Source organism: Marinobacter litoralis, from assembly GCF_003336705.1.
GTDB classification, from domain to species: domain Bacteria; phylum Pseudomonadota; class Gammaproteobacteria; order Pseudomonadales; family Oleiphilaceae; genus Marinobacter; species Marinobacter litoralis.
Genome location: NZ_QMDL01000001.1, coordinates 114470 through 132769 on the forward strand (window position 1 = coordinate 114470; position 18300 = coordinate 132769).

General features: G+C 55.1%; 17 protein-coding genes and 1 tRNA gene. 11 read left to right on the plus strand and 7 right to left on the minus strand.

The features are described from left to right. Positions 1–14: 14 nt before the first annotated feature. From DOQ08_RS00560 to DOQ08_RS00585, 6 genes are all read right to left on the minus strand, one after another. Positions 15–656 carry a 50S ribosomal protein L25/general stress protein Ctc gene (locus DOQ08_RS00560; protein WP_114333855.1) on the minus strand — a complete coding sequence of 214 codons (642 nt, stop codon included), beginning with the start codon at positions 654–656 and terminating at the stop codon, positions 15–17. A gap of 190 nt (positions 657–846) precedes the next feature. Beyond that, positions 847–1797, minus strand: coding sequence for a ribose-phosphate diphosphokinase (locus DOQ08_RS00565; RefSeq protein ID WP_114332970.1), 951 nt, complete (start codon positions 1795–1797; stop codon positions 847–849). Between the two features lie 52 nt (positions 1798–1849). Further along, positions 1850–1924, minus strand: a tRNA-Gln gene (locus tag DOQ08_RS00570). A 19-nt stretch (positions 1925–1943) separates the two neighbouring features. Next, entirely contained in the window at positions 1944–2807 is an 864-nt protein-coding gene (gene ispE / locus DOQ08_RS00575; RefSeq protein ID WP_114332971.1) for a 4-(cytidine 5'-diphospho)-2-C-methyl-D-erythritol kinase, read from the minus strand. A 4-nt stretch (positions 2808–2811) separates the two neighbouring features. Beyond that, entirely contained in the window at positions 2812–3441 is a 630-nt protein-coding gene (gene lolB / locus DOQ08_RS00580) for a lipoprotein insertase outer membrane protein LolB (protein WP_114332972.1), read from the minus strand. Continuing rightward, positions 3438–5186, minus strand: a complete 1749-nt coding sequence (locus DOQ08_RS00585) for a tetratricopeptide repeat protein (RefSeq protein ID WP_114332973.1) — start codon at positions 5184–5186, stop codon at positions 3438–3440. The genes lolB and DOQ08_RS00585 overlap by 4 nt, the downstream gene beginning before the upstream one ends. Positions 5187–5419: 233 nt before the next feature. On the opposite strand from DOQ08_RS00585, the gene hemA reads away from it, so the two are divergent. Genes hemA through DOQ08_RS00605 form a run of 4 tightly spaced genes read left to right on the plus strand, consistent with a single transcriptional unit; the run spans position 5420 to position 9396 of the window. Then, the gene (gene hemA, locus DOQ08_RS00590) at positions 5420–6709 is read left to right on the plus strand and encodes a glutamyl-tRNA reductase (RefSeq protein WP_114332974.1); all 1290 of its coding nucleotides are present in this window, start codon (positions 5420–5422) and stop codon (positions 6707–6709) included. Further along, positions 6706–7794 carry a peptide chain release factor 1 gene (gene prfA, locus DOQ08_RS00595; RefSeq protein WP_114332975.1) on the plus strand — a complete coding sequence of 363 codons (1089 nt, stop codon included), beginning with the start codon at positions 6706–6708 and terminating at the stop codon, positions 7792–7794. The genes hemA and prfA overlap by 4 nt, the downstream gene beginning before the upstream one ends. Positions 7795–7801: 7 nt before the next feature. Then, positions 7802–8635, plus strand: a complete 834-nt coding sequence (gene prmC, locus DOQ08_RS00600) for a peptide chain release factor N(5)-glutamine methyltransferase (RefSeq protein WP_206074777.1) — start codon at positions 7802–7804, stop codon at positions 8633–8635. Between the two features lie 14 nt (positions 8636–8649). Continuing rightward, complete coding sequence (locus DOQ08_RS00605) at positions 8650–9396, plus strand: HesA/MoeB/ThiF family protein (protein WP_114332977.1); 747 nt, start codon at positions 8650–8652, stop codon at positions 9394–9396. 134 nt (positions 9397–9530) lie between these two features. Here the strand turns inward: DOQ08_RS00605 and phrB are convergent, their stop codons facing one another. Further along, a complete protein-coding gene (phrB, locus tag DOQ08_RS00610; protein WP_114332978.1) occupies positions 9531–10922 on the minus strand; it encodes a deoxyribodipyrimidine photo-lyase in 1392 nt (463 codons plus the stop codon). 137 nt (positions 10923–11059) lie between these two features. Between phrB and DOQ08_RS00615 the strand changes: the two genes are divergently transcribed. The 7 genes from DOQ08_RS00615 (at position 11060) to cas3 (ending at position 18294) form a co-directional block, all read left to right on the plus strand. After that, positions 11060–11872, plus strand: a complete 813-nt coding sequence (locus tag DOQ08_RS00615) for a hypothetical protein (RefSeq protein ID WP_114332979.1) — start codon at positions 11060–11062, stop codon at positions 11870–11872. 22 nt (positions 11873–11894) lie between these two features. After that, the gene (locus tag DOQ08_RS00620; protein ID WP_114332980.1) at positions 11895–12782 is read left to right on the plus strand and encodes a mechanosensitive ion channel family protein; all 888 of its coding nucleotides are present in this window, start codon (positions 11895–11897) and stop codon (positions 12780–12782) included. Beyond that, entirely contained in the window at positions 12763–13254 is a 492-nt protein-coding gene (locus DOQ08_RS00625) for an ATP-dependent zinc protease family protein (RefSeq protein WP_114332981.1), read from the plus strand. The genes DOQ08_RS00620 and DOQ08_RS00625 overlap by 20 nt, the downstream gene beginning before the upstream one ends. A gap of 2 nt (positions 13255–13256) precedes the next feature. After that, positions 13257–14162: a 30S ribosomal protein S6--L-glutamate ligase gene (rimK, locus tag DOQ08_RS00630; RefSeq protein ID WP_114332982.1), complete on the plus strand. Its 906-nt coding sequence runs from the start codon at positions 13257–13259 to the stop codon at positions 14160–14162. A gap of 6 nt (positions 14163–14168) precedes the next feature. Then, the gene (locus DOQ08_RS00635) at positions 14169–15236 is read left to right on the plus strand and encodes a succinylglutamate desuccinylase/aspartoacylase family protein (RefSeq protein WP_114332983.1); all 1068 of its coding nucleotides are present in this window, start codon (positions 14169–14171) and stop codon (positions 15234–15236) included. A 14-nt stretch (positions 15237–15250) separates the two neighbouring features. Beyond that, the gene (locus DOQ08_RS00640; RefSeq protein ID WP_114332984.1) at positions 15251–15676 is read left to right on the plus strand and encodes a secondary thiamine-phosphate synthase enzyme YjbQ; all 426 of its coding nucleotides are present in this window, start codon (positions 15251–15253) and stop codon (positions 15674–15676) included. Positions 15677–16017: 341 nt separating this feature from the next. Continuing rightward, positions 16018–18294, plus strand: coding sequence for a CRISPR-associated helicase Cas3' (cas3, locus tag DOQ08_RS00645; RefSeq protein WP_114332985.1), 2277 nt, complete (start codon positions 16018–16020; stop codon positions 18292–18294). Positions 18295–18300 lie beyond the last annotated feature (6 nt).

The following is an 18300-nucleotide window of genomic DNA, read 5'->3' on the forward strand; positions in this document are numbered from 1 at the left end:
TCCCTCCGGAGTGATTACTCCTCGCCGCCTTCCTCAGCTTCTTCAGCGTCTTCGGCGTTGTCAGCCTTGGCGCCTTTCGGCTTGTTGATTGATACAACAGCCTGGTCGTGCTCAGAATCGTGCTGCAGAGCCGGGATACGAACGCCTTCTGGCAGTTTCAGGTCGCTCAGGTGAACAACTTGATCCAGTTCCACGTCGGTCAGATCGATCTCGATGAACTCTGGCAGGTCCTTAGGCAGACATGCTACTTCAACTTCGGTCAGCAGACGGAAGGCTACGCCACCGAAGGTCTTGATCGCAGGAGCAGTGTCTTCGTTCACCAGGTGAACAGGAACCTGAACAACGATTTCGTGGTCTTTGTCTACACGCAGGAAGTCAGCGTGGATCAGGCGCAGCTTGTACGCGTGACGCTGCAGATCCTTCAGGATGACGCTTTCTTTTTTGCCTTCCAGATCGATGGTCAGGATCTGAGAGAAGAAAGATTCGTTTTCCAGAGCTTTTTTCAGCTCGTTTTCCCAGATAGAAATGGATACGGCTTCTTTGCCTTCGCCATAAATGATCGCTGGGATTTTCTTTTCCTCACGACGCAGGCGGCGGCTCGCACCTCTCCCCTGATCGTCACGAGGAAATGCTTCAATAACAAATTCCTGGGACATAATATGTACCTCAATCGTCATCTGAACAGCCCGCGACCAGGCATTTGAACAGATGATGTTTTTTGAATAGTCTGAAAATTATTTCTCAGACTGACTAAAAGAGTCGGGAGCCTTGTTAGGCTCCCGACTCCGATACGGTTTCAGCGTGTTTTAATGTTTGGACATTACGCTGTAATTCGGATTTTCCGAGTTACACGTTCTCAAACAGGGCGCTGATAGATTCTTCATTGCTAACCCGGCGAATAGATTCCGCGAGCAGGCCAGCCATACTGAGGACGCGGATTTTATCACATTTCTTCGCTTTGTCACTCAGCGGAATCGTGTCGCAGACGATCAGTTCGTCCAGCTCAGATCCGTTAATGTTCTCGATTGCCGGGCCAGACAGTACCGGGTGGGTAATGTAGGCAACAACGCGTGAAGCGCCGCGATTTTTCAGGGCTTCAGCAGCCTTGCACAGGGTGCCGGCGGTATCCACGATGTCATCCACCAAGATGCAGGTCTTGTCGGCAACATCACCGATGATGTGCATAACCTGGGATACATTGGCTTTCGGGCGACGTTTGTCGATGATGGCCAGGTCGGCATCGTCCATGCGCTTGGCGACAGCGCGTGCGCGAACTACGCCGCCAACGTCAGGGGATACCACAACAAAGTTTTCGAAACGTTGCTTCTCAATGTCTTCCAGCATCACGGGTGTTGCGTAGATGTTGTCTACCGGAATATCGAAGAAGCCTTGAATCTGGTCGGCGTGCAGGTCAAGCGTTAGTACGCGATCTACGCCGATGCTGGAGATCATATCGGCTACGACCTTGGCGCTGATTGCAACTCGCGTTGAGCGAACACGGCGATCCTGGCGTGCATACCCGTAGTAAGGCACAACCGCGGTGATTCGTGATGCAGAGGCGCGACGCAGGGCGTCAGCCATCACGATCAGTTCCATCAGGTTGTCGTTGGTGGGGTAGCAGGTTGGCTGGATGATGAAGACATCATGGCCACGTACATTCTCATTGATCTCAACGGTGGTTTCGCCATCGCTGAAGCGGCCAACAGTGGCTTCGCCCATGGGAATGTGAAGTTTTTTTGCAATTGCTTGGGCAAGCTCAGGATTGGCATTGCCAGCGAAGATCATCAGTTTTGACACGACGGCATCCTTCTCGGTATCGGCGTTTGATTCAGAAGAAGCGGGAGAAAGGTGGCTGGGGTGGCAGGATTCGAACCTGCGCATGACGGGATCAAAACCCGTTGCCTTACCACTTGGCGACACCCCAGTATCGTGCTTTTTTGGCATCATCTTAGCTCTGTTAGCTTTGTGTGAAGTGGTGAAATGTTCACCCCTTTAGCTACGAACCCCTTGATGCCGGAGGGTTTGCTTTCCCAGATGATCCGCGCTGCGGATTCTGTAGGGAAACGTCCAAAAATGCAAGCCCCGGTTCCGGTTAATCTTGCAGGTCCGAATTGTGCAAGCCATTCCAGGCTTCGGTCAACCTCAGGATACAGTTCACGAACCACATCCTCGCAGTCATTTCGGTACCTCGAGGCGTCTCCCTCAAAAGCGGGGCGTATTTTCAATTTTGGGGTGTCTCTTGTCAACCTTTTTTCTGAAAAAATCTTTCCGGTGTTGATGTCGCAGTTTGGTTTCAGCACCAGAAACCAGTCCTGGGGCGGGTTTGCGGGCGTCAGGACTTCGCCAACGCCTTCGCCGATGGCTGCTTTTCCGCGAACAAAAACCGGTACGTCGGCGCCCAGAGTCAGGCCGATGTCGGCCAACTCGTCCTCACTCAGGTTCAAGTTCCAAAGATGGTTCAACCCGAGAAGGGTGGTGGCTGCATTTGAGCTGCCACCGCCTAACCCGCCGCCCATGGGCAAGCGTTTGTTCAGGTTGATGCGTACACCGGGTAAGGCGTTCGAACTGCGCGATGCCAGTGCCCGAGCGGCCCGGATGATGAGGTTCTGGTCGTCTGGGACGCCCGCTATGGGGTTCTCAAGGCGTATTTCAGGCTGTTCCGGAGTGAGGGTGAACGTCAGTTCGTCGCCGTAGTCCAGAAACTGGAACAGGGTCTGAAGTTCATGGTAGCCGTCTGGCCGTTTACCGGTGATGTGCAGGAACAGGTTCAGTTTCGCCGGCGAGGGCAGGGTGATGCTGGTTGTCACTGACTTAGTCCTCGCGTTGCCAGTGGCTGATAACGACACGTACTCGTTTGTCCCCTTTCAGGGCGGTGATGCGCGCGGGCAGTTCGGGCAGAGTGTCTACGAACGGTTGCCAGCGATCGTAGCGAATTTCCCAGCCGTCTTGTTTGAGAATCGCCAGTTTGTTCTGTTCATCAAACAGCAGGCGGAAGTCGCCGTCTGGCGCTGGCAGGCCTTTGATCCACCAGGTCAGATTGTCGATGGGTAATTGCCAGCCCGTGGCGGCCTGAATCAGTTTCTCGGGCTCTGATGACTGGTAGCGGTCGCCGTTTGGCATCGTTAGCTCAATGTATCCCGGCACCCCTTTCAGTTCGGTACTGCCCATACCGAGGAACGACGACGACAACGCCAGCTCGTAACTCTCGCTGCGTTGCTGCCAGCGGTTGATCACCGCGGTGCCGCTGTCAGACGGTTGTTTGACGGCCAGTTTGCCGGACAGTAGCCAGTGATTAAATCGCGTCAGTTGGTTCGAGCGAGCAGCCCACTCTGCGGGAGGTTGTTCCGTCATGCCCTCGGTTAAAGGCTCTAGCTGTATGGTGGTACAGCCGGCTAATGAGAGCAGGAGGGCGGCTAACAGGGGTAGGGTTCTGCGAGTCATTCTTCGCTCCCTTCGTTGGTCAGACGCTCGATGGTTTCGAGAAGAATCTCGTGATCCGGGTCTTTATCCAGACCTTCTTCCCAGACAATGCGAGCCTGCTCCTCTTCGCCAATGCTCCACAGCGCTTCGCCGTAATGGGCGGAGACTTCAGGGTCCGGGTAGGCCCCCCAGGCTTCCGACAGATAATTCAGCGCTTCCATGGTGCGGCCTTGCTTGAACAGTACCCATCCCATGCTGTCCAGAATGGCGGGGTTGTCCGGGTCGAGAGCCAGGGCGCGCTCGATGTAACCTTGTGCTTCCTGAAGGCGATCGGTTCGCTCGGTCAATATATAGCCCAGCGCGTTGAGGGTGATGGAGCTGGTCGGCTCTATGTCGAGGATCGCTTTCAGGTCTTGCTCTGCCTGCTCCGATTTACCGTTAGCGTCGAGCAGCATGGCGCGCGCATAGCGAGCTTCAACGTTTTTTGGGTGCTCGGCGAGTGCTGTGTTAGTCGCAGCCAGCGCCTCGGTCTTTTTATCTTGGTCAATCAGCAGGTTGATTTCGAGCAGCCAGAACTTTTCAGCTTGCTCCGGATTGTTGGCTCTCAGCGCTTGTATGTGGCTTAGCGCTTCGTTCAATTCGCCAGCCTGAGCTTGCAGTTCGCTGGCGCGGGACAGGGCGGGGAAATAGTAGTTGCCCGATTCCACGCTCTGGTAGAGGTTGATGGCCAGCTCGGTGTTGCCAGCTTCTTCCTCAATGCGACCAAGGTAATACTTGGCTTCGTTGGTATGGTGGCCTTGATCGACCAACGCTTGAAGATCAGCACGGGCAACGTCGGGTTGCTGGTTTTCCAGTGCCACTAAGGCATGGGACAGTTTCAGCCCTGGTGTTTCCGGGTGACGTGTTATCAGTCGTTGAAATTCGTCTTGAGCTGCTTGCAGTTTTTTCTCGTTAATGAGAATCCGGCCGTAAAGTGTGCCCATCTGACGATTGTCAGGGAACCGGCGGGTATTGGTGGTGAGGTGGTTTAGCGCCGCCTTTGTCTGGCCAGTTTGGTAAAGCAAGTCGCCTTTGAGCGTGATCGCCGGTTGGAAATTAGGGTGCGCACTGATCAAAGACTCCAAACGCTCCAGACCAGATTGGGGATCGCCCGAGACTTTCATCAGCAATGCAATGCCGTACTCCAAATCCGGAGTGTTCGGATGGCGTTCGGCCAAGCGCAGGTAAAGTGTCAGCAACTCTTGCTGTTGCGCTGGTGGAAGTTGAGTGGCCATGGCCGCGAGGCTGTCAAAATCAGCGTCTTCGCCTTGGTCCATGATCTTTTCCATGTGCAGCAGCGCCTTTTCCAGGTTTTGTCGTTTGACTGCCTGGATGGCTGCTACACGGTGGGCTTGGATGTTGTCCGGCGACTTCTCGAGCCACAGATCCGCCAGTTGTTGTTGGGCATTGTCGGCATTAAGGGTTTGGGCAATACGCATGGCACGCTCGATCACGCCATCGTCCCTGGAGGTTTTTGCGGCCTGAATATAATTCACCAGAGTAACGTCGTAGCGGCCTCGTTGCGCCGCGATTTCTGCCGATAAAAGTTGGTAAAGCACTTCGGGCTCGAAGTCGGCGTACTCGATGTCGGTTTGTTCAGGTGCCGGGGTGGCAACGGGCTCGGGGGTCGGTTGTGTTGATGACCCTGAAAAACTGGAGCAGCCGGATAAAGTGGCGAAGGTAATTCCCAGCAGGCAGGTGGCCAGGTATGGTGCGTTTCTTTGCATGCAGCGTCCTGTGAGCTCGAGGCTGTGTTTCAGAATGTCCGTTCTATGCCTGAAAAATTGAGGCAGATCGGATCGTGGTCAAGGCCGAACGCCTATAATGGCATAAGCGCTTGAAGTTGCCCAACATGTCCGCAGTTGCCGAAGCCCGGGTGTTTTCAGGTGGCAGGCGCGAGCGGGCGCCGGTAGAATGAGGCTGCTTATCTTTCATTGGACTGAGGTGTTTTAAGCTCACCATGGCATTGCTCACACTGGGAATAAATCACCGCACTGCGCCTGTGGAAATCCGCGAGCGGGTCGCGTTTACGCCTGAGCGGATGGCCGAGGCCTTCTCCGAGCTGCGGGCGGCGACGGGTGCCAGTGAAGCCGGCATCTTGTCTACGTGTAACCGTACGGAACTCTATTTGGCGGGCGACGACGACTGTGCGCCAGCCTTGTTGCGTTGGCTGGCGGGGTTCCATGACTTGGACGCGGCCGATCTGGAAAACGTGATCTACGTGCATCGGGATTCCGATGCCGTGCGGCATATGATGCGTGTGGCTGCGGGCCTGGATTCCATGGTGTTGGGCGAGCCGCAGATTCTTGGTCAGCTAAAGGATGCCTACGCTCTGGCGCGGGAACACAACGCCACCGGTGCCTTCCTGTCTCGTCTGTTTGAACACACTTTCTCTGTTGCCAAGCGGGTTAGAACAGAAACGGCGATCGGTGAGAACCCGGTGTCAGTCGCTTACGCCTCAGTCAGCATGGCGCACCAGATTTTCGCCGACATGTCTCGCAACAAGGCGCTGCTGATCGGTGCGGGTAAAACCATCGAGCTGGTTTCTCGCCATTTGGCTGATGCGGGTGTGCGTGATTTTCTTGTTGCCAACCGAACGCTGGAGCGTGCCCAAGCGTTGGCCGAAATCCACGGCGGCAAGGGCATTGTCTTATCTGAAATCCCGGACCATTTGGCCGACGTCGATATCGTAATCTCATCCACGGCCAGCCCGCTGCCGATTCTCGGCAAAGGTGCCGTAGAGCGCGCGTTGAAAAAACGTAAACACCGCCCCTATTTTATGGTGGATATTGCCGTTCCTCGTGATATTGAGCCGGAAGTGGGCGCCTTGGCTGACGTATACCTCTATACCGTTGACGATTTGCGCCAAGTGATAGAAGAAAACGTTCGCTCGCGGGAAGGTGCTGCCCGAGAGGCTGAAAACCTGATTGCCAGCGGCGTTCAGGATTTTCTGGATCAGCTGCGGGCGTTAGACGCGGTCTCTACGCTAAAGGTATTCCGTTCACGAGCGGAATCATTACGCGACGCGGAAACTGAAAAAGCGCTCAGGGCGCTGCGTAACGGTGCTGACCCGGAAACTGCGCTCCGCAGCCTGGCGCGAGGCCTTACCAATAAACTTCTGCACCAACCATCTACCCAAGTACGAAGAGCCATGGCTGAGGGGCGTACCGAAGTTGCGGACTTCCTGCGTGAGCTTTATCAGCTTGAAATGTTGGATGCTGACGAGCCCACCACCACGGAAAAACTATGAAGCCATCGATTAAATCCCGCCTTGAACAGTTAGTAGAGCGGTTCGAGGAGGTGAGTGCGCTGTTGAGCGATGCCTCGGTGATTGCCGACCAGAACAAGTTTCGTGATTTATCCAAAGAATACGCAGAAATTGAACCTGTGGTGAAATGCTTCCAGGCATGGCAGCAGTCTCTTGACGATATTGCGGAAGCGAAAGAGTTGGCTAAAGACGGCGATGCCGATATGCGCGCCATGGCCGAAGAAGAGCTATCCGATGCTCAGGCCCGCAGCGAAGAGCTGGATGCGGAGCTCCAGCGGCTGATGTTGCCGAAGGACCCGAACGACACCAAAAACGTGTTTCTGGAAGTCCGCGCGGGTACGGGCGGTGACGAAGCGGCTATTTTTGCCGGTGACTTGTTCCGCATGTATTCCCGTTACGCGGAAAAGCGCCGCTGGCAGGTTGAAATCCTGAACGAGAACGAAGGTGAGCACGGCGGCTATAAAGAAGTGATTGCCCGGCTGTCAGGAGAGGGCGTTTACGGGGCTCTTAAATTTGAATCCGGAGCACATCGGGTTCAGCGGGTGCCGGAAACCGAATCCCAGGGCCGCATTCATACCTCTGCTTGCACCGTGGCCGTTATCCCTGAAGCAGACGAAGCAGAAGCCATCGATATCAACAAAGGCGACTTGCGCGTAGACACCTTCCGGGCCTCTGGTGCTGGCGGACAGCACGTAAACAAAACCGACTCCGCGATCCGAATTACCCACCTGCCAACCGGGTTGGTAGTGGAGTGCCAGGAAGAACGCTCGCAGCATAAAAACCGCGCTAAGGCCATGAGCTTGCTGGCCTCTCGCCTGCAGAATGCCGAGTTGGAAAAACAGCAGCAAAGCATGGCGGAAACCCGAAAAAGTCTCGTAGGCAGTGGTGACCGCTCCGAGCGCATCCGCACCTATAACTTCCCGCAAGGCCGGGTGACTGATCATCGCATCAACCTCACGCTGTATAAGCTGGATGAAGTGGTTGGTGGTGATCTGGACGCTGTAGTGGTGCCGCTGCAACAGGAACATCAGGCTGAGTTGTTGGCCGAATTGTCACAGGACCAGTAAACCCTTGTTGACCTGTGAAGCCCTGATAAAAGATGCGGCAGCCAAAATCGGTGGCGATTCACCCAAATTGGATGCCGAGCTGTTGTTGAGTCACGTTACCGGTCACAGCCGCACCGGTTTTCGGGCTTGGCCTGAGCGGGAAGTCACAGTAGCGCAGGCTGAACAATTTTCCGCGCTGGTGGCGGAGCGGGTTGAGGGCAAACCCATTGCCTACCTGCTCGGCCAACAAGAGTTCTGGTCGCTTCCGTTGAAGGTTTCTACCTCCACGCTGATACCTCGCCCAGACACTGAGTGTCTTGTAGAAACCGCCTTATCGCTTGAATTACCCGAAGCCGCCAAGGTTCTGGATTTGGGCACAGGCACCGGTGCCATTGCCTTGGCACTCGCCAGCGAAAAGCCCGAATGGCAGATAACCGCCAGTGACCGCATTGCCGAAGCGGTCGAGTTGGCCCGCGAGAACGGCCAAAACCTGAACCTTCCCATCACCGTGGTCCAGAGCAACTGGTTTGAAAGCATCCCGGCAGACACCTTCGATCTGCTGATTTCCAACCCGCCCTATATTCCCGCCAGCGATCGCCATCTCAGTGAGGGCGATGTGCGTTTCGAACCGGCATCCGCTTTGGTTGCCGGCGACGACGGGCTGGATGATATTCGCTTGTTGGTCACTCAGGGGCTGGCTTGGTTAAACGGCGATGGTTGGATGATGTTGGAGCACGGGTACGACCAAGGTGAGGTGGTTCGGGAGTTGTTCGCCAGTGCCGGTTGGCGCAACATAGAAACCCGCAAAGATTACGGCGGTAACGACCGCATGACCCTGGCCCGGAAGCCAGCCAGCGACTAACTGCGAGATGTCCTATGCTCAGCGATGACGAACTGCTCCGCTACAGCCGCCAAATTCTGATTCCTCAATTTGATATCGCCGGCCAGCAAAAGCTGAAAGAAGCCCGGGTAATGATCCTGGGCTCCGGCGGCTTGGGTTGCCCCGTTGCGCTGTATCTGGGCTCGGCCGGCGTGGGGCAGTTAACGCTGGTGGATGACGACCAGATCGAATTGGCCAATCTGCAGCGCCAAATCGGTTTCCAGCAAAGCTGGCTTGGTGACTCCAAAGCCGAACGCTTGGCCGAGCGTGTTCGCGCGATTAATCCCGAAATTACCGTGACTGCCGTTAATCGCCGTGTGGATGGTGATGATCTTCAACAGCTGGTCTCGGAAGCAACGTTGGTGTTGGATTGCACCGATAACTTCAACACCCGTTTCGCCCTTAACCGTGCATCCGTTGCTGCCGGGGTTCCGTTAGTGTCTGGTGCGGCGATTCGGGGGGAAGGGCAGATATCCGTATACGACCCTCGAAACCCTGAAAGCCCCTGCTACCACTGTTTGTACGAAGAGCAGGGCAACGAGGATCTGACCTGCTCGGAAGCGGGTGTTATCGCGCCCTTAGTAGGCATGATTGGTTCAGCTCAGGCGATGGAAGCGATAAAACTTATCGCGGAAATTGGTACCCCACTTGTAGGCCGATTGCTTATTCTGGACGCTTGGCAGATGCAGTGGCGAGAAATGAAGCTACTGAAAGACCCTGACTGCCCCGTATGTTCGGTCTAACTCCAAAGTAGGGCAGGGTTGGGGCGGCTCTCCAAAAATGTGCGTAGCCATGGATGGCGGAGCAGAAGCGTCACATGGACGTGCCGAAGGAGCGGTTTTTGGAGAGCCGCCCCAACCCTGACCGGGAACCTTACTCAGTCCTTCAAAGCCTGAAACCGCGCAATCGCCTCCTTCCGGCTTTCTTTCAAATCCACGATAGGCCGTGGATACCCTTTCGGAACAACCCCACCTTTAGACGGATCGTGAATCCGCTTGTTATCCAGCTTCGCCAGCTCTGGCACCCAGTTACGGATGAACTCGCCTTTGGGGTCAAAACGTTCGCTTTGGGTGACCGGATTAAACACCCGGAAGTAGGGTGCTGCATCTGTGCCGGTAGATGCACTCCACTGCCAGCCGCCGTTGTTAGAGGCCAGAAACCCGTCCACCAAATTCTGCATAAACCAGGCTTCGCCCAGCCGCCAATCAATGAACAGATTCTTGGATAAGAACATCGCGGTGATCATCCGCAAGCGGTTGTGCATCCAACCGGTGGTTTTTAGCTGACGCATGGCGGCATCCACAATCGGAATGCCGGTTCGCCCTTCCTTCCACGCTTCAAAGTGTGCGCCGGGCTCGTTCCAGTTCAAGGCCTCGGTTTCCGGCTTGAAAGCGCGGTGCATGCTGAGCCGTGGGTAGTGATAAAGGATGTTGATGTAGAAGTCGCGCCAGGCAATTTCGTTGATCCAGGTTTCAATGCCTTCGCCGGAACTGCCGGTTTGCTGGGCGGCAATCAAGCACTGGCGGCCCGACAATACGCCGTTGGCCAAGTAGGGTGATAGTTGGCTGGTGCCGTCCAGAGCCGGGAAGTCCCGTGTGTCTTTGTAGCTGGCGGCCCGTTCTGCCAAAAACTCTTCCAGTGCATCGTGGGCGGCACTTTCGCCGGTTTCGACCAATGGCTCCGGCGCGTCTTTGAAGGGCGCGGGTAGTGTGTCGGTTTGTTCAGGAGTCACTTCAGGCCCTGTTGCAGAAGGGGCCGCATACAGCGTGGGGTGGGTTTCTTCTATCCACACCCGCCACCGGCGAGCAAACGGGGTGAAAACGGAATAGGGCTCGTCTTTCTGAGTGAGAATCTGCCCCACCGGAGCGACGGTTTGGTCCCGGTATTTTTTGACCGCGATATCCCGCTTGGTTAGCCGGTCGCGAACCTGTTTGTCCCGTTTGCGCTCGTTGGCACCGTATTCCTCGTTGAAATGCACATGGCTTATGTTGTGCTGCTGGCAGTGTTGCTCGAGCACGTCCAGGCTGGCTGCGAAGGTGTCGGCATGAAGAAAGGTCAAAGCAATGCCGAGTTTGGCCAGCTGTTTCGACAACGCGTTTGCATGCTCCAGCACGAACTTAACCCGAGCGGCCGACCAGTCGTGCTCCTGCCACTGCGCGTGCGTGACGATAAAGCACGCACGCACGGGGCGGCCGCTTTTGCAGGCAGCGGTGAGAGCTGCATTGTCTGCGGTGCGCAGGTCGTTCCGGAACCAGACCAGTTCTGCCATGAGCGGGTTTACCTCGTGCTGTGGAGTAGGGGTAATTACAGGCGGCAAATCATTAACTTATATATTCGCTGACCTTGGCTGATTGGATTATAGTTAAACAATATTTCTGGCTATGAAAAAGGAGTTTTTTCTACGGTATGACAGAGCAATCCGAAAGCCAGCGCGCTGGTGTCTGGGCGCACCCCTACCAACTGGTTTCCGGGCAGACGCAACACCATCAGCTTGGTCATACCAAGTTGTGGGTGACGCTGCTGGATCTTGAATGGCAGATCCGGGAACAGTCGGCCCAGCAAGGAACCGATCCTGAAAACTGGTACGAATCAACGGGCCATACTTTGCCGTCGTCCGACCTTAAGGTGCAGCGCTTTGTGCGTACAAAGGATGATGGGGTTCTTTCTTTTTTGCCAGCCATGGCCAATTTGCCCACGGTTATTCGCCCGTTCCAGCCTTTGACCATCCCTGCGGGTGCTCGTTGTGTGTTGTACGTGGGGACCACTCTGTGGATGAAGGTGTGTGTGGGAGATGCGCGTACTGAGTTGGCTGAGTTCCCTTTGGCACCGCCATCGATGACTTGGCTGGGGCGAAATACTCGGGAAGGTGAGCTGTGTTATGCCTCGTCTACCTTTGGCCGATTGGCATTGGAGGCTGTTCCCAAGCGCCCATGGCGAGCCGTGACGCCCGTGACGATTATTAATGACCGGGAAAAACCGCTGTTGCTGGAACGGTTCAGTTTGCCAACCCCGCTGCTGGCAATCTATCAGAACGAACGGGGGCAACTCTGGACCTCGGGTGTTACGGTGAAGTGCGAGACCGACATGAGTTCGGCCAGCTTGCATATTGATCATATGGTGGTTGCTGAAGCGGGTGAGTGCGAACCTATTGCTCCGGCTCGGGAAAAACTGGCTCGTGGCCGAAGATTAGTGCGCGCTGTTGACCACATTTTTGGCTGAGAGCCAGAACAGGAGTTTTGCTTTGTTTGATTCGATACAGCAAACCATCGGCGAGATAACCAACGGCATTGCTTGGGGCCAGTGGTTTTCGGCGGCCTTTCTTTTGGCGCTGGGTGCTGTGCTTGGCACGTTGGTGGCCCGCAGCACAGGCCGTTTGGTGGGGGATCGGGTTTCTCGCCATCATCAGGTGATGATCCGTCGTTTGTGTTTTTACCTGGTGTTTATACTGTTTGCGATGGCGGCTCTGCGCGAAGCCGGTTTCTCTCTGGAAGTGGTGTTGGGTGCTGCGGGGATTCTAACCGTGGCGATCGGCTTTGCTTCCCAAACGTCGGCTTCGAACATCATCAGCGGCTTGTTTCTGGTGATGGAGAAACCCTTCGAAATTGGCGATGTCATCGAAGTGGATGCCACCGCCGGTGAAGTGGTGTCGATTGATCTGCTCAGCGTAAAGTTGCGAACGCCTGATAACCTGTATGTGCGCGTTCCCAACGAAACCCTGATTAAAACGCGTGTGGTAAACCGCTCACGTTTCCCTATCCGGAGAATTGATCTGACGCTGGGCATTGCCTACGCCGAAGACGCGGAGCGGGTGAGTGAGTTGCTGCTAGAACTGGCTAATGAAAATGCCGCGTGTTTGGAAGAACCGAAACCCTTCGTGCAAGTCACCGGGTTTGGTGCGTCTTCCGTGGATTTACAGTTTTCGTTTTGGGTACCTAAAGACCGGTTTTTGGAAGGCCGAAGCAGCATGATGATTGCTGTGAAAAAAATGCTGGATGGCCACGGCATCGAAATTCCGTTTCCACATACCAGCATTTATGCGGGTAGTCATTCAGAGCCATTTAGGGTGCAGCTGTTAGCGCCGGAGCAACAAAAAGAGAAGGGTCTCCCGGATGTCGATCAAAACGACTGAAGAAATTATAAGCACGCCGCCTACTTCCACGGAAAATAGAATAGGTCTGGGCTGGCGCGAATGGGTGGGGCTGCCAGAGCTGGGTATTGGCCGAATGAAAGCCAAGGTCGATACCGGAGCGCGCACCTCCTGCCTGCATACTTTCCGTACAGAGCCCTATACTGAAAACGGGGAACGCCGCGTGAAGTTCTGGGTGCACCCGGTCCAGAACGAAATGAAGGACGTCATTGAGTGCGATGCCAAAGTGCTGGACGAGCGGACGGTGACGGATTCCGGCGGCCACAAAGAATTACGGCTGGTGATCGAAACCATGGTAACCGTGGGCAACGAAAGCTGGCCGATTGAAATGACATTGACCAACCGGGACTCTATGAGATTTCGGATGCTGTTGGGCCGCACCGCTATGTCGGGCCGTGCCACTGTATACCCTGAAGCTTCTTATCTTGCCGGCGAGCCGGCACCAAGGATTTAATTATGAAAATTGCGATTATGTCGCGCAATCGTCACCTGTATTCGACTCGGCGTTTGATGGAAGAAGGCATCAATCGCGGCCATGAAGTGAAAGTTATCGATTGCTTGCATTGCTCGATGAACATCACCTCTGCAGACCCGAAGATTCATTACCACGAAGAGGTTCTGGAAGACTTCGACGTGGTGATTCCGCGGATCGGTGCCTCGGTCACCTTTTACGGCACGGCGGTACTGCGTCAGTTCGAAATGATGGGCGTGTTTCCATTGAATGAGTCGGTAGCGATTACCCGCTCACGGGATAAGTTGCGCTCGTTGCAGTTGCTGGCTCGCAAGGGCGTGGGCATGCCCGTCACCGGATTCGCCAACAAGCCGGATAACGTGCCGGAGCTGCTGAAAATGGTGGGCGGCGCGCCGGTGGTGATCAAGTTGCTGCAAGGCACCCAAGGAATCGGCGTAGTGCTGGCGGAAACCCGAAAAGCGGCCGAAAGCGTGATCGAGGCCTTTATGGGCCTGAAGGCCGACATTCTGGTGCAGGAATTTATCAAAGAAGCCGGCGGTGCGGATATTCGCTGTTTCGTGATTGGCGACAAAGTGATTGCGGCGATGAAACGCCAAGGTGCCGAGGGCGAGTTCCGTTCAAACTTGCACCGCGGGGGTACCGCCTCGTTAGTGCGTATTACGCCGGAAGAGCGGCGCACGGCGGTCACCGCCGCAAAAGCCATGGGCCTGAACGTAGCCGGTGTGGATCTCCTGCGTTCCAGCCGTGGCCCGCTGGTGATGGAGGTGAATTCCTCACCGGGGTTGGAAGGCATTGAAAATGCCACCGGTAAAAACGTCGCAGGCATGATCATTAACTGGACCGAGAAAAACTATAAGCCCTGGAAAACCAAAACCAGAGGCCGAGGCTAACCGTTTATGGCAAGAGCACCGTTTGAGATTGCCGGTGTGCAGGTAAAAGCCGGCACCCGTGAAACCGTCAACGTTCAGGTGGCGAAACTGTACACCCACACGCCACTGCATATACCTGTGGAAGTGGTGCATGGTCGCCGTGATGGGCCGGTATTGATGGTATGTGGCGCGATTCATGGTGATGAAATCAACGGTGTTGAGATCATTCGCCGGGTGATGAAAAACTCGGCGCTCAGGCACCTGCGCGGAACCTTGGTTGCGGTGCCTATCGTCAATATATTCGGTTTTGTTCAGCGCTCCCGTTACCTGCCGGACCGGCGTGATCTGAACCGCTGCTTTCCGGGTTCGGAATCCGGCTCGTTGGGCGGTCGGATTGCCTACTTGCTGCGCACTCTGATTATGGAGCGGGTGACGCACATCATCGACTTGCACACCGGGGCCATTCACCGCTTTAACCTGCCGCAGATCCGGGCCGAACTGAAAAACCCGGAAACGACCCGTATGGCCGAAGCCTTTGGTGCGCCGATCATCATCAACGCGGGCCTGCGGGATGGCAGCTTGCGAGCCTACGCTGACTCGCTCGACATACCGGTGATCACCTTTGAAGGTGGTGAAGCCCTGCGTTTTGATGACGTGGTGATTGCCAGTGGTGTGAAAGGCATTATTCGGGTGATGCGCGAGCTGGAAATGGTGCCGGCCAAGAAAGGCCCCAAGGCTCCGAAAAAGCGCTCTGAAACCGCAGCAAACTCCCAGTGGGTGAGGGCCGACATAGACGGCATCATGCGGCCGGTCGCTCGTTTAGGGCAGCGTGTTCGCAAAGGGCAGAAGCTGGCCATGGTGGCAGACCCGTTTGGTGAAACGGAAGTGGCGATTACGTCGCCTTGTTCGGGCATTGTGATCTGTGTGAATAATTTGCCGCTGGTGAACGAAGGCGAAGCGATTTACCACATCGCCCGTTTTGACGAGCTGGGCGAGGCCGAAAAAGCTATGGACCATTTCCGGAGCTCCTACGAAAGCGAAGTGTCGGAAGACGTCGCGGTACCGGTTCACCCGTGGGATGACCTGCAGAAATAAGCTGTGGAGAGATTATGATCTGGCATCAGAACATCATTGAGCTGCCGCCGTACCCGCGGGGTTTCAATCTGGTTACCGAAGACATTCTCGCGCGGGCGCCGGAGCTGGCGAACTGCGAAGTGGGCTTGTTGCATCTGTTTATTCAACACACCTCTGCGTCCTTGGCGATCAATGAAAATGCGGACCCGGATGTTCGCGGTGATCTGGAACGCCACTTTAACGTTATGGTGCCGGAAAACGCGCCTTACTATGAACACACACTGGAAGGCCCGGACGATACCACCTCCCACATCAAGAATGTGATCATCGGGCCATCACTGACGATTCCTATTACGCACGGCAAGCTGGCCTTGGGCACCTGGCAGGGCATCTATCTGTGTGAACACCGGAATCATGCAGGTGGGAGAAAGATCGTGGCGACCTTGCAGGGGCGTTGGTGATTCTTCATTTTATGGGTGGCAAACAAACGAGTAACTAGCTAATCTTGTTTGAAAGGATCGCTGTGCACAAGGAGTGTGTGTGAGTCGTTTTGATAGGATCTATAAGATCCATGACCTGCTTAGAGATTTTCTAATCCCCGCTCTTAAAGGGCGCACATTTCATTCTCAATACATGCGGAATATTTGCGCAAAGCGGTGTCTACGGAGTTTCCGCAGGACTGCCCGTGCTTTTCCCGCCTTTTTTGTTATACATCAGCGGTATTGCCAAGAAACGCGATTCGCTGCGATAACCTCTATGCGATGTCTAAACAAGCCTGAATACAAAGCAGAGGGGGCGGGGTGTGAATAATTTCAAGTATGTTGCCCATGTAAAGATTGATGGCAAGACAGGGGGGTGGCTCGAACCACATGGGCTGGCGGACCATCTTCAAAAAGTGGCAAACCTAAGCGCAAAAAAGTCGGAGGTATTTCAATCCGCAGGGTGGGGAAAGGCTGCAGGGCTTTGGCATGACTTGGGCAAGTATCGTAGTGCTTTCCAGACATACATTCGCGATGCATCCGGCTACGAACGGGAGAACGCCCATGTTGAGGGGCCAACGAGAGTTACACACTCAACGGCAGGCGCAGTTCACGCGGTCAACCAATGGCCATCAGTTCCGGGGTATATCATCGCCTACCTAATAGCTGGCCACCACGCCGGTTTGCCAGACTGGACCGGGAACCAAGGCTCCTTGCAGTTTCGGTTGCAGGAGGCGGGGAAGGAATACTCAGAAGCAATGAGTGCTGACATTCCGGAGCATCTTCTGACAGAGGATCAGCCGGATGTTCCAGCCCCGGCCAGAAATTTGGACTCCATAAGCCTTTGGATGCGTTTGTTGTTTTCGTGCCTGGTAGATGCTGATTTTCTGGACACTGAGAGCTACATGGCCCCAGAGCGAGCCGGCCAGCGCAGTCAGTCGCCCAGTTTGTCACAACTTCATCCGGTATTCTTCAAAAAAATGAGGCAGCTGCAAACAAAAGCAGACGACACACCACTGAATAAAATCCGAAAAGCAATATTTGATGCCTGTCAACACAGTGCCGCTGAAGAATCGGGCCTATTCAGCCTGACGGTGCCCACCGGCGGCGGAAAGACCCTGGCCAGCCTCGGGTTCGCACTGGAGCATGCCAGACTGCATGGTAAGTCCCGGATTATCTATGCCATTCCATTCACCAGCATCATTGAACAGAACGCCGGTGTGTTTCGGCAATTGCTTGGTGAGGACGCTGTTCTTGAGCATCACAGCAGTCTTGATGTCGACCCGGTTGCGGAAAAGGCAGGTTCCAGGCTGGCAGCGGAGAACTGGGATGCGCCTTTGATCGTGACCACAAATGTTCAACTGTTCGAGTCGCTATTCGCTAGCCGCACTAGTCGTTGCAGAAAACTGCACAACCTTGTGAACAGCGTGATTGTTCTGGATGAGGCGCAGCAAATACCCAGGGACTTTCACGAACCGATTACCCAAGTCATGCAGCAGTTGGCCGACCACTTCGACGTTACCTGGTTACTCTGCACAGCCACTCAGCCGGAGCTGGGCAAGCAGGCAGATTCCTTTGGCCGAGTCTTACACACAGGACTGGAAAATGTTCGGGAAATAATTCCGGAGCCCGAGCAGCTCGCGAACCAGCTAAAGCGAGTAGAAATTGAGATGCCGTCAGACCCGGACGAAACAACATCCTGGGAGTCGCTGGCTCACCAGTTGTCTGAAGAACCGTGTGTTCTGGTGGTGGTTAACAAGCGCCAGGATGCGAGAACCCTCTTCAGTTTGCTGCCAGATGAGGGCGACACCTACCACCTGTCTGCAAATATGTGTGCGGAACACCGCTCCGGCATATTGAAAGAAATTCGTGACAAACTTTCTGAACGGCGGGCGGGCTCAACTCGTCCTTTACGTGTGGTGAGCACCCAGTTGATCGAAGCGGGTGTTGATGTGGATTTCCCTGTGGTCTATCGCGCGATGGCAGGGCTGGACTCTATTGCCCAAGCGGCAGGACGGTGTAATCGTGAGGGGCGGTTAACCAGGGGGCGTGTTGTGGTGTTTCAGCCAGAGCAGCTTCCGCCACCCGGTTTCCTGCGACAGGCTGCCCAAGTGACCAAAAAACTGCTGCTTAGTGGGCAATTGGACGATCCACTGAGTCCCGAAGCGATACAGGCCTTTTTTAGTGATCTCAACATCCAGGGCGATCGGGACAAGCATGGAATTTGCCGGCTTCTAAAAGCAGAGAGCTCTTCCGATACGCCTTTGGGCATTCAGTTTCGGGAAGCCGCAGAGAAGTTCCGGCTGATTAACGATTTGGGGATTGGCGTTATCGTTCCGTTTTGCCCGGGTGAGCATGAAGAATCCCCCATTGAACAATGGCTGGCTTTGTTGGAGCAGGACGGCTCTCTGAAGTGGGTGCACCGCAAGTTGCAGAGATACAGCGTTACGCTGCCGGAGTCGCTGGCCAAGCAGCTTCATGCCATGGGTGCTATTTACCAACGGGCCGGGAAATTTGTTGTCGAATCCAGTCATTACCACTCGGTTTGGGGTGTGCAGGCACCGGATAGCCTGATCCCTGCTGAATCAACCGTTATATAGGAGGGC